General features: G+C 73.0%; 16 protein-coding genes. 5 read left to right on the forward strand and 11 right to left on the reverse strand.

The window, feature by feature from the left end:
- Nucleotides 1–204 precede the first annotated feature (204 nt).
- On the forward strand, nt 205–585 hold the full coding sequence (locus ABZZ74_RS37005; RefSeq protein ID WP_356772597.1) for a SchA/CurD-like domain-containing protein: 381 nt from the start codon (nt 205–207) through the stop codon (nt 583–585).
- Nucleotides 586–645: 60 nt separating this feature from the next.
- On the opposite strand, the gene ABZZ74_RS37010 is transcribed toward ABZZ74_RS37005, so the two are convergent.
- The 10 genes from ABZZ74_RS37010 to ABZZ74_RS37055 form a co-directional block, all read right to left on the reverse strand.
- Nucleotides 646–1,107: a DUF1772 domain-containing protein gene (locus ABZZ74_RS37010; RefSeq protein WP_356772599.1), complete on the reverse strand. Its 462-nt coding sequence runs from the start codon at nt 1,105–1,107 to the stop codon at nt 646–648.
- Complete coding sequence (locus ABZZ74_RS37015) at nt 1,104–1,499, reverse strand: SchA/CurD-like domain-containing protein (RefSeq protein ID WP_356772601.1); 396 nt, start codon at nt 1,497–1,499, stop codon at nt 1,104–1,106. Before ABZZ74_RS37015 ends, ABZZ74_RS37010 begins: the two co-directional genes overlap by 4 nt.
- Entirely contained in the window at nt 1,499–2,257 is a 759-nt protein-coding gene (locus tag ABZZ74_RS37020; RefSeq protein ID WP_356772603.1) for an SDR family oxidoreductase, read from the reverse strand. The genes ABZZ74_RS37015 and ABZZ74_RS37020 overlap by 1 nt, the downstream gene beginning before the upstream one ends.
- Complete coding sequence (locus ABZZ74_RS37025; protein ID WP_133048856.1) at nt 2,254–2,523, reverse strand: acyl carrier protein; 270 nt, start codon at nt 2,521–2,523, stop codon at nt 2,254–2,256. Before ABZZ74_RS37025 ends, ABZZ74_RS37020 begins: the two co-directional genes overlap by 4 nt.
- Before the next feature lie 86 nt (nt 2,524–2,609).
- Complete coding sequence (locus ABZZ74_RS37030) at nt 2,610–3,437, reverse strand: AfsR/SARP family transcriptional regulator (RefSeq protein ID WP_208781004.1); 828 nt, start codon at nt 3,435–3,437, stop codon at nt 2,610–2,612.
- A gap of 29 nt (nt 3,438–3,466) precedes the next feature.
- Nucleotides 3,467–4,225 carry an alpha/beta fold hydrolase gene (locus tag ABZZ74_RS37035; protein WP_356772606.1) on the reverse strand — a complete coding sequence of 253 codons (759 nt, stop codon included), beginning with the start codon at nt 4,223–4,225 and terminating at the stop codon, nt 3,467–3,469.
- Nucleotides 4,226–4,310: 85 nt separating this feature from the next.
- Complete coding sequence (locus tag ABZZ74_RS37040; protein WP_356772608.1) at nt 4,311–5,105, reverse strand: 4'-phosphopantetheinyl transferase superfamily protein; 795 nt, start codon at nt 5,103–5,105, stop codon at nt 4,311–4,313.
- Nucleotides 5,105–5,416: an acyl carrier protein gene (locus ABZZ74_RS37045; protein ID WP_356772610.1), complete on the reverse strand. Its 312-nt coding sequence runs from the start codon at nt 5,414–5,416 to the stop codon at nt 5,105–5,107. Before ABZZ74_RS37045 ends, ABZZ74_RS37040 begins: the two co-directional genes overlap by 1 nt.
- 13 nt (nt 5,417–5,429) lie before the next feature.
- Nucleotides 5,430–7,169 carry an acyl-CoA dehydrogenase gene (locus ABZZ74_RS37050; protein ID WP_356772612.1) on the reverse strand — a complete coding sequence of 580 codons (1,740 nt, stop codon included), beginning with the start codon at nt 7,167–7,169 and terminating at the stop codon, nt 5,430–5,432.
- A 55-nt stretch (nt 7,170–7,224) separates the two neighbouring features.
- A complete protein-coding gene (locus ABZZ74_RS37055) occupies nt 7,225–7,449 on the reverse strand; it encodes a hypothetical protein (protein WP_356772614.1) in 225 nt (74 codons plus the stop codon).
- Between the two features lie 248 nt (nt 7,450–7,697).
- Between ABZZ74_RS37055 and ABZZ74_RS37060 the strand changes: the two genes are divergently transcribed.
- The 4 genes from ABZZ74_RS37060 to ABZZ74_RS37075 all read left to right on the forward strand — a co-directional run bounded on the left by ABZZ74_RS37060 (nt 7,698) and on the right by ABZZ74_RS37075 (nt 12,182).
- The gene (locus tag ABZZ74_RS37060) at nt 7,698–8,315 is read left to right on the forward strand and encodes a hypothetical protein (RefSeq protein WP_356772616.1); all 618 of its coding nucleotides are present in this window, start codon (nt 7,698–7,700) and stop codon (nt 8,313–8,315) included.
- Nucleotides 8,316–8,798: 483 nt separating this feature from the next.
- Nucleotides 8,799–9,017 (forward strand): acyl-CoA carboxylase subunit epsilon, encoded by a 219-nt coding sequence (locus ABZZ74_RS37065; protein WP_356772618.1) that lies wholly within the window; start codon nt 8,799–8,801, stop codon nt 9,015–9,017.
- Nucleotides 9,018–9,148: 131 nt separating this feature from the next.
- Nucleotides 9,149–10,909 (forward strand): fatty acyl-AMP ligase, encoded by a 1,761-nt coding sequence (locus ABZZ74_RS37070; protein ID WP_356772620.1) that lies wholly within the window; start codon nt 9,149–9,151, stop codon nt 10,907–10,909.
- A 22-nt stretch (nt 10,910–10,931) separates the two neighbouring features.
- The gene (locus tag ABZZ74_RS37075; RefSeq protein WP_356772622.1) at nt 10,932–12,182 is read left to right on the forward strand and encodes an acyltransferase domain-containing protein; all 1,251 of its coding nucleotides are present in this window, start codon (nt 10,932–10,934) and stop codon (nt 12,180–12,182) included.
- 43 nt (nt 12,183–12,225) lie between these two features.
- Here the strand turns inward: ABZZ74_RS37075 and ABZZ74_RS37080 are convergent, their stop codons facing one another.
- Entirely contained in the window at nt 12,226–12,840 is a 615-nt protein-coding gene (locus tag ABZZ74_RS37080) for a response regulator transcription factor (protein WP_133048866.1), read from the reverse strand.
- Nucleotides 12,841–12,917: the final 77 nt, after the last annotated feature.

A 12,917-nucleotide genomic window follows, 5' to 3' on the forward strand; every position in this document is an offset into this window, starting at 1 on the left:
ACGGCATCACCCGGCGTGCACATGCCCGGCATGGCGCCCGACACCGTGCGGCAAACGGCAAGCGGCGTGGCCGGCGTCCCGTCCCTGGATCGTGTCCGCACACGGACCAGTCAGCGGGCCCGTCACGCCCCGCTCGGTTCGAGTCGTTCTCGTGTGGGGTGGGGTGTCGTGGCGGGGACAACCCCGATCTAGTGAGGGACTGGTATGCCGTTCGCAGCCATCACGTATGACATCAGGCCCGGGTACGAGGCCGAACTCGCCGCGATATTCGGGGACTTCAAGCGGGTGCGGAGCAGTCGGGTTCAGGACGAGCGGGGGGAGGCGGCCGGCACGATCCTGGCCACCGCCGTCTTCCTGCGCGACGACACGCTGGTACGGGTCATCGAGTACACCGGCGACCTGGAGGCCGTGGCCCGGCACATGGCGTCACAGCCCGGGGTGCGCGAGGTCGAGGCCAAGCTGAAGCCGTACCTGAGCAAGCCCCGGGACACCGACACGGTGGAGGGCTTCGTCGCCACCTTCAAGCGCAGCCTGCTGAACACGGTCGCGCAGATCTCTGTGCGGGACATCCCGAGCGCGGCCTGACACGGACATGGTGCGGCGGCCGTACGGGCACACGTACGGCCGCCGCACCATGGGGCGCTGTCAGAGCGCCGTGACTCCCGCCGCCGTGACGGCGAGCGCCACCACCGCCAGGGTCGTGCGCAGCAGGTGCCAGCGGCGCCACAGCGGTCGCGGGTCCTCCCAGTCGGCGGGGATGACGGACGGGTCGTCGATCGCCTTGACCCGCCGGTTGATGGGCACGTTGCACAGGTGCGAGACACCCGAGACGCCCAGCAGCAGCACCGCCGCGACCGCGAACAGCGGCCGGGCCGCCCCACCGGCGACCACGGCCAGCACCGCGTTGACGAGGGTGCTGCTCAGCACGATCACCGGCATCGTGGGGTCCCAGTTCCGCCCGAGCAGCTTGTGCGCGTACACATAGGTGCCGGTCTCCATCGCGAACAGCGCCGGCAGCACGCTCAGCGCGACGGCGAACAGCACGCCCGCGGTGACGCCGCCACCGAGCAGCGCGGCGACCCCGAGAACGCCTTCGAGCCCGGTCATGACGTGCCGGCCCCCGCGGGGTGGCTCTCCACGGTCAGCTGCGCGATGGGCCGCATGGTGGCCTCACGGAAGTGCGCCGCGAAGCCCTCGGGCGTCGTGGTGTCCGTCTCTCGCTGCACGGACAGGTACGGCGCGAGCTTGGTCTCCAGGATGTGCACGCCCTTCTGCGCGGCCATGTGCCGGCCGATGGCCGCGAAGTCGCCCTCGTAGTGGATGACCCGGACGAGGACGTCGTCCTTGATGAACACGCCGGTGCCGAGCAGCCGCCCGGCGGCGTCGCCGTCGTCGCCGGTGAAGTCGGGGGTGTCCACCCGCTGGAAACCGGCGAAGATCTCGGCGATCTCCTCCTCGTGGCCGGGCTTGACCCGGTAGGTGATGGCGGCGTAGGGCATCAGATTCCTCCGTCTACTTCGATGGTGGTGCCGGTGACGTACGCGGCCGAGTCGCCGGCCAGGTAGAGCACTGCCCCGGCGACGTCCTCGGGCCGGCCGAGCCTGCCGAGTGCCGTCAACGCGGTGAGGCGGGCGACGAGCCCGGGCGGCAGTCCGCCGCCGGGCTCGGTCTCGGTGACGCCCGGGGCGACCAGGTTGACCCGGATGCCCCGGCCGCCGAGCTCCTTGGCGAGGGCGCGGGTGAAGCCGACCAGGGCCGCCTTGGAGGCGCTGTAGTGCACGCCGAGGGGCCGGCCGCGCAGGGCGACGGACGCGCCGATGGTGACGACGGACGCGCCGTCGCCGAGCAGGTCGAGCACGGACTGGGTGACGAGGTACGCCGAGGTGGTGTTGTGGTCGAGCACCCGGTGCCACTCGTCCTCGGTGAGCTTCTCGAACGGGACGTGCCCGTCGACGCCCAGGTTGTTGACCAGGACGTCCAGGCCGCCCAGCCGCTCCCGCACCACGTCGGCCAGCCGCGCGGCCCCCGCCGAGCCGGTCAGATCGGCCGCGACGAGGGTGAACTCGGCGCCGAGCGCGTCGAGTTCACCCCGCAGCCGGTCCCCCGCCTCGCCGTCCCCGCGGTGGGCGACGACGAGCCGGGCACCGGCACGGGCGAAGGCGAGCACGGTCGCCCGCCCGATCCCCCGGGTACCCCCGGTGACCAACACCCGCCGTCCCGGCGGGAGTTGGATGGACACTTCGGTGCCGGTGGTCACCGGATCGCCCCGGCGCGCGGTGCCGCCGCGATCAGCTGGAGCAGCAGGCGCGGGGTCTCGGCCTCGCCGACGGCGTCGTCGTCGAGCACGATGCCGTACTTGCGGTTGATCACGCTGGTGACCTGCAGCAGGGCGAGGGAGTCGTAGCCGAACTCCAGGAAGGGGGTGTCCAGGGCGTCCTCGCCCTCGAACGCCATGCCCTCCTCCGGGGCGCCGACGCATTCGAGCAGCAGCTCGCCGAGTTCGGCCAGGGTGATGTCGCTCACGATGGTTCCTTTCGGTCCTTCGGTCGGGGTGTGCGGACTCGGGGTGTTGGGACGTGGGGTTGTGGGAGGCAGGACAGACAGGCCGGTCATGGACTCGCCAGCAGCGGGACGCCGTTCGCGGACGCGCCCACCGGGTCGAGGTGCGGGGAGGAGTCGAGCACCGCGCGGTGCAGATGCTCGATGCCGGGCGAGGGGTCGAGGCCGAGGCTCTGGTTGAGCGCGGTCCGCAGGTGCCGGTACACCTCCAGCGCGTCACTGCGCCGGCCCGCGCGGTACAGCGCGAGCATCAACTGCTCGTGCAGACCCTCGTGCAGGGGATGCCGGGCGGCGAGCCCGGACAGCTCGCCGACGAGCTCATGGTGGCGGCCCAGCCTCAGGTCCGCCTCGATTCGGCCGTGAAGAACGCTCATCCGCGACTCGTCGAGCCGGGTGGCCTCCACCTCCAGCAGCGGCCCGCACTGCACGTCGGCCAGCGCCCTGCCGTGCCACAGGGCCAGCGCCCGGCCGAAGTACGAGGAGGCCTCGGCCCAGTCCCCGCGCTGCAGGGCCCGGTGCCCGACGGAGGACAGCGCGTCGTACTCGCAGGCGTCGATGAGTCCGCCCTGGGTGTCCAGCCGGTATCCGCCGGGTTCGGTGACCAGCACGCTCTTGGCCCCGTGCGGGAGCTCGGCCTCCTCCTCGCCGAGAGCCGCGCCGATGACGTGGCGGATCTGGAGTATGTACGTCTGCAGGGTGGTCTGCACGCTGCGGGGCGGGCTCTCCCCCCACACCTCCTCCACCAGGGAGGCGACCGAGACGACCTCGTCCGCCTGGAGGGCGAGCAGCGCGAAGACCTTGCGTGGCTTGACGGCCGTGAGGTGCACCGGCACGCCGGCGAGTGTGGCCCGGAACGGGCCGAGGACGCTGATGTCCATCCGCGAAACTCCTTCGGGAACGATGTGGGTCAGCCGGTCGTCACGGGCGCCGCGGAGTCCAGCGCCTGCCCGACGGCTCGCGGCACCTCGCGTCCGCGGACGAAGAAGTGCGCTCCGGGGACCGTCCGCAGCCGGAAGCCCGCGCTCGTGCAGTGCTCCCAGGCCCGGACCTGAGGGATCGTCACCATGCGGTCGTCCGTGCCGGCGAACGCCTCGACAGGGCACGGCAGTCGGACGATCGGCGCCTTCCGCAGCCCCTGGGCCAGCCGCAGGTCGGCCCGGAGGGTGTCGAGGGTGGTGCGCAGCCGGTCGGGCCGCCGCAGCAGCGCCTCGGGCATGCTCTCCTCGTCCGTCATCGCCGCCATCAGCCGCTCGTCGTCCAGCCCGTCCAGGTCGGCCCGGTCCAGCAGGGCCGACGGCAGCTGGGGGGCGCTGCACGCGCCGACCAGCAGCAGCCGGGGCGGCCGCAGTCCGGCCGCGAGACGGGCCTGGGCGAACCGGTAGGCGACGAGCGCGCCCATGCTGTGCCCGTAGAAGGCGTACGGCTCCTCCAGCAGCGGCCCGAGGTCGTGTTGCAGCTCCTCGACCAGCTGCCCGGGGTCGGTGATCCGCGGCTCGCGCACCCGCGTCTCCCGCCCCGGCAGCCGTACCGGCAGCACCGACACCCCGGCGCCGACCCGATTGAGCCAGCCGGCGAAGGACAGGGCGCCCGCGCCGGCGTGGTGGAAGCACAGCAGCCGCGTGCCGGTGGCGCCGGCCTTCGGCCGCACCGCGAGATATCGATGCACCAAGACCCCCCTTCGGTCCCGCACCGCTCGGCGGGTGCGGGCTCCGAGGGTCACCGCACCACCTGGAAGGCGGCTCAACGCTCGCTCAACCGGAGCGACGGGGATCGGCCAACGCGGGCAACAGCGGCCGGCCCGGCGCGGCCTCCCGGCGGCCGGAGAACCCGGGGTCGTACACGGCCGCGCTGAGGGTGTAGGTGTCCTCGGCGAGCCAGCTGTGGAAGCTCCACTCCCAGCCGGCGCCGGGGGTGCCGTCGGGGCGCAGCATCTGTACCTGCTGGTCCTCGGGCGTGAATCCGAACTCGGTGAAGCGGAATCTGAGGCCCTGTCCGATGGCCTTGCTGTAGGCCTCCTTGAGCGTCCACAGCCGTACCAACTCCCGGTTGCGCCGGTCCTCGGGGACGCTCTCCAGGGCTTCGAGCTCGTACGGGGTGCACACCTGCCGTTCGGTGCCCAGGCCCAGCATGCGGCGGTCGGCGTTCTCCATGTCGACGCCGATGCGGCCGTTGCGGGTGAGTCCGACGACGAGCAGTTCCTCGGTGTGGCTGAGGCTGACGTCGAGCTGGTCGACCCCGCGCAGATGGGGCCGTCCGCCGGGCTTGTAGGCCAGCTCCAGTTCGTCGGGCGAGGTGCCGAGCACGGCCGCGGCGGCGGACTTCAGCAGCAGCCGGGAGGTGACGAAGCGGGACCGGTTGGGCACGTGGGTCATCTCCCGCAGCCGCCGGTGGTCGCGGCCGAGGGCGGCGACCAGGTCGGGCCGCGCGAGGTCGTCGGGCAGCCAGTCGGCGACCGCCGCGTACACGACCGCCGTACCGGAGGAGTCGAGTTCGCGTCGGACGGGCAGCCAGGAGTCCGCGGGGCCGCGGTTGCACAGCGGCCGCATCACGCCACCGGCAGTCCGGTCAGGCGCTCCAGCCGGCCGGCCAGGGCGGCGAGGGTCTGCACGCCGAGCAGCATGTCGGGCAGGGCGGCCTCGCGCAGCGGCTCGAAGCGCGTCTCGAGGCGGCCCTTGAGCTGCAGCAGCATCACCGAGTCGAAGCCCAGGTCGTGCTGGAGGTGCAGGTCGGGGCCGAGCCGGGCGGGCGGCCGGTCGAGTATCCGTGCCACCTCCTCGACCAGCACGGCCAGTGCTGTGCCACTCACGTCGCCGTCATGACCGGCCTGGTTCTCTTCGGTGCCGGCTGTGTGGTTCATGGGATGCCTCTCCTCATCGGCCTATCGGGGTCGCGTACAGGTCGTAGCTGCGGGCGTCGTCGAACCGGTCGAGGACTTCGGTCAGCAGGTGTTCGGTTCCGGACTCGGGGGTGTGTACGGCGGTGCGGTCCAGCCGGCCGACGATCCGGGCCAGCGCCATGGCGGCCCAGGCCGGTTCGGCGAGCAGTCCGCTGCCGTGCCGCCATACGCCGAGGCAGGCGGCGCCGGCGGCGATCAGGGCGTAGCGGTCGGCGAGCGCGTAGGCGCGGGGGCTGAGGGCGCGGCCTGCCGGGCGGGCGGCGAGGCGGGCGCAGTCCTCGCGCAGCAGCCGCAGTTCGGTGGCGAGGGCGTCGGCGGCCGTGCCCAGCGCCCCGGCGAACTCGCCGCTCGCGGCGCGGGCCAGCCGTACCGTCTCCGGCAGCGAGCCGAGCAGGGGATCCCCGTCGGCGGCCAGGGCCAGCTGCTCGGGCCGTACGGGCGGCAGGTCGGGGCCGTGCGGGTCGAACAGCCGGGCGCCGGACCCCGCGTCGAGTGCTTGCGCCGACTCCCCCAACTCGGGGACGCGCAGCAGGTGTTCGACGATGGCCGACCGGCTGGCGGCGGTTCCGGCGCTGCCCAGCCCGATCATCGGCAGGTCCCGGGCGGCCTTCTGGAACAGGCCGTAGCTGCCGGTAGTGGCGTACGCCTCGGAGCCCAGGACGATGGACAGGTCGTAGACCATCTCGGTGAGGATGGTGGGCAGCAGGTACTTCACGACGGCGCTCAGGGTGCGGCTCTCGCGGGGCAGCAGATGCACGGCCCGGGTGGCGACGAGCGCCAGGCAGTCGCAGACGAGCAGGTCGGTGAAGGCGTCCACCAGCGCGGAGCGGGTGCGGGCGCTGCTGAGGGAGGCGCGGCTGCGCGAGCGGTGCGCGCGGGCGAAGGCGACGGTGGTGCGCAGCGCGGTGTCGGCGCAGCCCAGCGCCATGGAGGTGCCGGTGGCGCGGGTGATGGGGAAGGCGCGTTCGGCGATGGGGCCGCCGCCGCCCTCGGGTCCGAGCAGCCGATCCGCGTCCAGGCGGTGGCCGGTGAACTCCAGGCCCTGGACGACACAGCCGCGGATGCCGCTGGTACGGCGGCGGGGCAGCAGCGTGACACCGGGACCGGCGGCTGCCGGGCCCGGGAGCAGGAACGCCGTCTGGGCGTCCTCGCCGGCCTCGGGCGTGTGCGCGAACACCACGAGGGAGTCGACGCGGACCGCGTTGTTGAGGGCCTCCTTGCGGCCGTAGAGCAGATAGCCGCCGCCGTCGCGGCGCGCGGTGAGCCGGTTGTGCAGGAAGTCGTTGCCGGGGACGGGTTCGGGGTAGGCGCAGGCCATCCGGCCGCCGGACAGCAGCAGTTCGGCGGTCTGCCGCCGCTGCTGTCCGGTGCCGTCCGCCCACACGGTGACCGCCGCCAGGTACGAGGTCATCCCGTAGCCGAGGCCGAGTGCCGCGTCCCGGCGGAAGACCGCCCGCAGCACCCGGGCGAGCACGTCCAGCCGGTCCAGCCGGCCGCCCAGTTCGCCCGGTACGAACTCGGCGTTGAGACCGAACTCGTCGAGGAGCCGCTCGGCGGCCGGCAGCAGCCGCTGCCGGCCGTCGGCGGCGAGGAAGTGGTCCGCGCCCAGCGGGTTGCCAGGGTCGTCGAGATCGCCGAGTTGGTGCTCGAGCCGCGCTATACGTTCCTGCACGGCCCGCTCGGCGGCTTCCGCCCTGTTCACCACCGTGGTCATGGCTGTCTCCGTCCTCGATCGGTTGCCGCTCGGCCCCATCCCTAACCGGCGTGACTCAAGAGGCCCTCAAGTCCTCCCGGGCAGGCTCCGGAGCGTCGTGGACGAGGGCCAGGCGCGGCACGGGTGTGCCGTCCTGGTCGAAGTCCACGCCGCCCAGCCACATGCCGCCGTAGGCGACCAGCGCGTACCAGACCGGTCGGAGCATGCGGTCGACCGCGGTGCGGGCGAGCGCGCGTCCGATGTCGCCGGGGATCCGGTCGACCTCGTCGGTGATGGTCATGGACGTCCCTTCCTTCGGTTCGGTTGTCCGGGCTCGGTTGTCCAGGCTCGGTTGTCCGGACGAGGACGGTCCCCGCGCGCGCTCGTCGGGTCCTCGAGGAACCCTCGTGGCGGCGGTGCCTGTTCGGCTTTCAAAGGTTGCTTGTTCGGCGTTCAAGGGAAATTCGAGCGATCCGTGGTCGACTGGTGGCGCGTGCCCGCGTGACGCGCGGGCGGACGCGGATGCGGGGAGAGAGGTGGGTCGGGCCGATGCCCCAGGGTCTGGTGAGCCGCCGGGTGAGCGCGGTACAGCGGTTCACCGCGGTCGACCGAGCGGAGGTGGTGGAGGCCGGTCTACGTGCCCACGCCCGGCACCGCGAGGGTCTGAAGGGCTTCGAGGCCGGCCTCACCCTGCGGCTGCTGAACCGGGACGGTGACTACGTACGCCTTGAGCGATGGCAGGACATGGACGCGCTGCTGCGCGCCACCCACGACGAGAGCTACCTGCCTCACCTCGCCTCCCTGACCGCGCTGGCCGACGTCGGGCACCAACTGGCGGTCAGCGTGGGCCAGATGCCCGCCGCGGTACCGATCGCCGAGGCGGGGCGGCTGGTGCTGGTGGAGGCCGTGGTGGAGAGCGAACCGGCCCGTTTCGAGATGGACTTCGGGGCGCTGGTGGGCTCGTGCGTGACCGCCGAGGGCTACGGCGGCAGCGACCTGCTCCGCTCAGTGGTCGACCCACGCGTCTACACCGGGGTGCTGTGGTGGCGGGACACCGAGTCCTGCGACCGCGTCCTGACCACGTCCGCCTACCTGGACCGCCGCACCAAGCTGACGGTCACGGCCCACATCACGGAACTACACGCCAGGCCCCTGCCGGCAAGCTGACGGGACATCACCTCACCGGCTGGCGGCGGCGCCTCGACTGCTCCGCCATCCTCGCCGATCCCAGAGCCCCGCCCCACCCAACCGCCTCAGTCGGCTCGGAGGACATGCCCCCCCGGCCGCCTCGACCAACTCGGCCCACCCGCCGTCTCAACCGACTCCGCCCTGGCCACCTCGACCAACTCCGCCACCTCCCGGCGTCTCGAGCAACTCCGCCCTACCCCCGCAGCCTTGACCAACTCGGCCCCCCGCCGCCACAACCAACTCCGCCCACCTCGCCACCTCAACCGACCCCGTCACCCCGGCACCTCAAGCGACCCAGCCGCCTCAACCGCCCCGGCTGGCTCACCTGACTCCGCCGCAGCCGCCGACGGCAAGCCGGGCTTCGCCCGACCCCCCTCCTCGCCCGCCCCCCTCCTCGCCCGCGCCGCCCCTCCCCGCCGTTTCCCGAGCAGGTCTCGAGGGGGCGGCGACAAGCTGCGGAGCATGGACGCTCCCTTCTCTCTCGCCATCGTGCGTGGACACCCCACCGCCGAGGAGCTCGCCGCGGTGACCGCCGTCCTGCTCGCCAGACTCCGCGCGGCCGCAGGTCAGGAGGGCGAACCGGACGGCGCGGACGGGGTGTTCGACGAGCCCGCGCGCAAGGCCGGCTGGGGCGGCGGGCGCCCCCGCCCACGTCCGCCGGTCGGCTGGTCGCGCCGCTGAGCGTGCCCCGCGGACCAGTCCGGGTCGAGCGTCCCTCTATGAGCCGCACATTACGTTCGATTTCAGGATGGGTCCGGGTGCCCGAATGACGGGTCGGGTGCCCGGACGGAAGATCTGCCAGGGGGACCCCTATGACCCACCACCGCACCTTCACGGACCTGATACTCGACAGAGCGGCATCGACGCCCGAGCGCGAGGCGCTGCTCCTGCTGCCCGAGAGCGAGGAGCGCGGCCGTCCGGCCCGGGTCTCCTACGGCGCCCTGGACGCGGCCGCGCGGGAACTGGCGGGCTGGCTGCAGGCGCGGGGCGCGGCCGGCGAGCGGGTGCTGCTGATGCACACCTCGCGCCGCCAGTTCACCGTGTCGTTCCTGGCCTGTCTGTACGCCGGCGCGATCGCCGTCCCGGCCCCGCCGACCGGCGGCGGCCGCCACCACGCGGAGCGGGTGGCGGGCATCGTCAAGGCCGTCGCACCCTGCGCGACCTTCACGGACGCGGCGCTGGCCCCCGACGTCTCCAGGCTGCTGGCAGCCTGCGGGTACGGCTCGGTGCCGTGCCTGGCCGCCGACGCGGTACCGGTGCGCGCCTCCTGGCGGATGCCCGAGCTGTCCCCGGCCACGGTCGCCTATCTCCAGTTCACCTCCGGCTCCACGGGCGCCCCGCGCGGCGTGGTGGTCACCCACGGCAACCTGCTGGCGAACCTCAAGGCGATCGAGGAGGCCGTGGGCGGCGAGCCCGGCGAGCGCGTCGGGGGCTGGCTGCCGTTCCATCACGACATGGGCCTGGTCGGCCAGTTGCTGTTCCCGCTGTCGCTGGGCGGCACCTCGGTCCTGCTGTCACCAGCGGCGTTCCTCAAGCGCCCGGCGCGCTGGCTGGAGGCGATCGGCCGGTACGGCGTCGCGGTCAGCGGCGCCCCGGACTTCGCCTATGAGCTGTGCACGCGCCGGGTGACCGACGAGCAGCTCGCGGGGCTGGACCTCACCGGCTGGCGGGCCGCGGTCTCGGGCGGTGAGCCGGTCTCCGCCGCGACCGGCCGAGCCTTCACCGAGCGCTTCGCCCCGGCCGGGTTCCGCGCCGACGCGCTGCTGCCCTGCTACGGGCTGGCCGAGGCGACCCTGCTGGTCTCCGGCGGGCGCACCGGTGCGGGCCCGGTGACGCGGGCCGTGGACGGTGAGGCGCTGGAGCGGCATGCGCTGCGCGACCCGCGGGGGGACCGGCCGACGCGGACGCTGGTGGCCTGCGGCCGCCCGCGCGGCGGCGAGGTGCGCATCGTCGACCCGGAGTCGCTGCGGGTGCTGGGGGACGGCGAGATCGGCGAGATCTGGGTCCGGGGCGGCGGGGTGGCGGGGGGCTACTGGCGCGACCGGACCGCGACCGCGGCGGTGTTCGAGGCGGTCACCGCGGACGGCGAGGGCGGCCATCTGCGCACCGGTGATCTGGGCGCGCTCTGCGACGGCCTGCTCCATGTGACGGGCCGGCTCAAGGACATGATCGTGGTGGCCGGCCGCAATCTGTACCCGCAGGACCTGGAGCACGCCGTCCAACGGATCAGCGTCCTGTTCGGCACCGGCACCGCCTTCTCCGTCCCCGGCGAGCGCGAACGGGTGGTGATGGTGCAGGAGTTGCGCACCCAGCAGCGCTACGACCTCGATCTGGACGGTCTCGTCGGTGACGTGGAGCGGTGCCTGGCCGAGGAGTTCGAGGTCAGCGTGGACGGCGTGCTGCTGGTGCGGCCGGGCACGATCCGCCGCACGACCAGCGGGAAGGTGGAGCGGGCGGCCACCCGGAGGCTGTTCCTCAACGGCGGCATCAAGCCCCTGCACCAGCGGCTGGACGGGGAGTTGCTGCCGGTGGCCCGGCGGCCGCGCGCGGCACGCACGGCACGCAGTCGGTGAACGCATCCGAGAGGAGCAGAAGGTGAGTGGACCGGGGCGGGATCGGCCGGACGAGCAGGGCTATGTCGAGTGGCTCACGGAGCGGATCGGTGAGCGCGTCCGCCGGGAAGTGCGCGAGGACATGCCGCTGATCGAGTGCGGTCTGGACTCCGTGGCCCTGCTGGGCCTGTTCGGCGACGCGGAGGACGCGTTCGGGCCGCTGCCGGACCACCCCGTGGAGGTGTGGCCGTACATCACGATCCGCAATCTCGCCCGGCGGCTGGCCGGACGGGACCGCGTGGCCCGCTCCGAGGGCCGTATCCGCACCGCGTTCGTGTTCACCGGGCAGGGCTGCCAGCATCCGGGGATGACGGCGGGGCTGTACGCGCACTGCACGGCCTACCGCCACCACCTCACCGAGGCCGACGAGGCACTGGAGCCCCATCTGGGCCGTTCCATGGTGGAGTTGATGCTAGGCCGGGACCCGCTGATCGACCAGACCGCGCTCGCCCAGCCCGCCCTGTTCGCCGTCGGGTACGCGCTGGCGGCGACCCTGCTGGAGGAGGGCGTGCGGCCGGTGGCCGTACTGGGGCACGGGGTCGGGGAGTTCGCGGCGGCCACGGTCAGCGGTGCGCTGCCGCTGGCGACGGCGGCCGAACTGGTCGCGTCCCGGGGCTCGTTCATGCAGCACCTGCCGGCCGGCGGCGGCATGATGGCGACCTGTGCCGACCCGTTCGAGGCGGCGGAGGCGGCCACCCAGGAACCCGGGGTGTCCATCGGCGCCATCAACGCGGCCCGCGCCACGGTGCTTTCCGGCGACATCGCGGGCCTGGAACGGGCCCGTCGACGCCTCGCGGACATCGGCATCGCCAGCACCTTCCTGAAGGTGACCCACGCCTTCCACTCACCGCTGATGGCCCCGGTGACCCCCCGCCTGGAGGCCCTGGCCCGCCGCATGCCGACATCGGCGCCCGCGCTGCCGTACTACTCCACGGTCTACGGCCGTGACTACGACGGCCCTCTGGACGCCCCGTACTGGGGCACCCAGATCACCGCCCCGGTCCGCTTCGCCGACGCGGCCCGCGCCCTGCTGACCGAACAACGCCCCACCCACGTGGTGGAGATCGGCCCCAAACCGATCCTCACCCCGTTCCTGCGCCGCATGGGCGGCCCGAACGGTCCCCGCTGTCTGCCCGTGTGCCGGGGGCCGCAGAGCAACGCGGTCGATTTGGCAGGAATCCTGTCGGCGCTGAATGCGGGCCCTTTGGCGGACGACATGGATGAAGGGTTCTAATTGGTTGCCGGTTCACTCAATTGGTTTGTGATTCAACCGAATCCTACGGAACCCAGCCGGCTTCCTCGGCAATGCGAATCGCGTCCACACGATTCCGCGCGTGCAATTTGTCCACGATCGCCGTCAGGTAATTCCGCACGGTCCCCGGGGTCAAATACAGCTCCACCGCGATCTCGGCCGCGTCCGCTCCCCGCGCGGCCAGGCGCAGCACCTGCGTCTCCCGGGGCGACAACGGGTTCTCCGGCGCCTCCCACGCACTGAGCGCCAGTTCGGGATCGACGACCCGCCCGCCCTGCGCCACCGTCCGCACCGCCTGCGCCAGACGGTCCGGCGGCGAGTCCTTCAGCAGGAAGCCCGAGACCTGCGCGGCCATCGCCCGCCGCAGGGTCCCCGGCCGCCCCAGGCTCGTGAGGATCAGACTGCGGCACTCCGGCAGCTTCGCCCGCAGCTCGGCCGCCGCGGTGAGCCCGTCCGTGCCGGGGAGGTCGATGTCGATGACGGCCACGTCGGGCCGCACCTCCAGCGCCGTCTTGACGATGAGATCGCCCCGGTCGATGGAGGCGACCACCTCCAGGTCTCGCTCCAACTCCAGCAGCGCCACCAACGCGCCGCGGATCATATGGACGTCCTCGGCCAGCAGGATTCTCACCGACAGCATTCGTACTTCCCCCTGTTCCCCCGTGAGCATGCCCGTGCCGTGCCTGGCCCGCGCCGTGCCCGTGCTCGTACCGCTCG

This window comes from Streptomyces sp. NPDC006476 (assembly GCF_040612015.1).
Lineage (GTDB): Bacteria > Actinomycetota > Actinomycetes > Streptomycetales > Streptomycetaceae > Streptomyces > Streptomyces griseorubiginosus_B.

Coding starts and splice junctions, on each gene's coding strand:
- ABZZ74_RS37005 (WP_356772597.1), top strand. CDS start 205: ATGCCGTTCGCAGCCATCACGTATGACATCAGGCCCGGGTACGAGGCC.
- ABZZ74_RS37010 (WP_356772599.1), bottom strand. CDS start 1,107: ATGACCGGGCTCGAAGGCGTTCTCGGGGTCGCCGCGCTGCTCGGTGGC.
- ABZZ74_RS37015 (WP_356772601.1), bottom strand. CDS start 1,499: ATGCCCTACGCCGCCATCACCTACCGGGTCAAGCCCGGCCACGAGGAG.
- ABZZ74_RS37030 (WP_208781004.1), bottom strand. CDS start 3,437: ATGGACATCAGCGTCCTCGGCCCGTTCCGGGCCACACTCGCCGGCGTG.
- ABZZ74_RS37040 (WP_356772608.1), bottom strand. CDS start 5,105: ATGCGGCCGCTGTGCAACCGCGGCCCCGCGGACTCCTGGCTGCCCGTC.
- ABZZ74_RS37045 (WP_356772610.1), bottom strand. CDS start 5,416: ATGAACCACACAGCCGGCACCGAAGAGAACCAGGCCGGTCATGACGGC.
- ABZZ74_RS37050 (WP_356772612.1), bottom strand. CDS start 7,169: ATGACCACGGTGGTGAACAGGGCGGAAGCCGCCGAGCGGGCCGTGCAG.
- ABZZ74_RS37055 (WP_356772614.1), bottom strand. CDS start 7,449: ATGACCATCACCGACGAGGTCGACCGGATCCCCGGCGACATCGGACGC.
- ABZZ74_RS37060 (WP_356772616.1), top strand. CDS start 7,698: ATGCCCCAGGGTCTGGTGAGCCGCCGGGTGAGCGCGGTACAGCGGTTC.
- ABZZ74_RS37065 (WP_356772618.1), top strand. CDS start 8,799: ATGGACGCTCCCTTCTCTCTCGCCATCGTGCGTGGACACCCCACCGCC.
- ABZZ74_RS37070 (WP_356772620.1), top strand. CDS start 9,149: ATGACCCACCACCGCACCTTCACGGACCTGATACTCGACAGAGCGGCA.
- ABZZ74_RS37080 (WP_133048866.1), bottom strand. CDS start 12,840: ATGCTGTCGGTGAGAATCCTGCTGGCCGAGGACGTCCATATGATCCGC.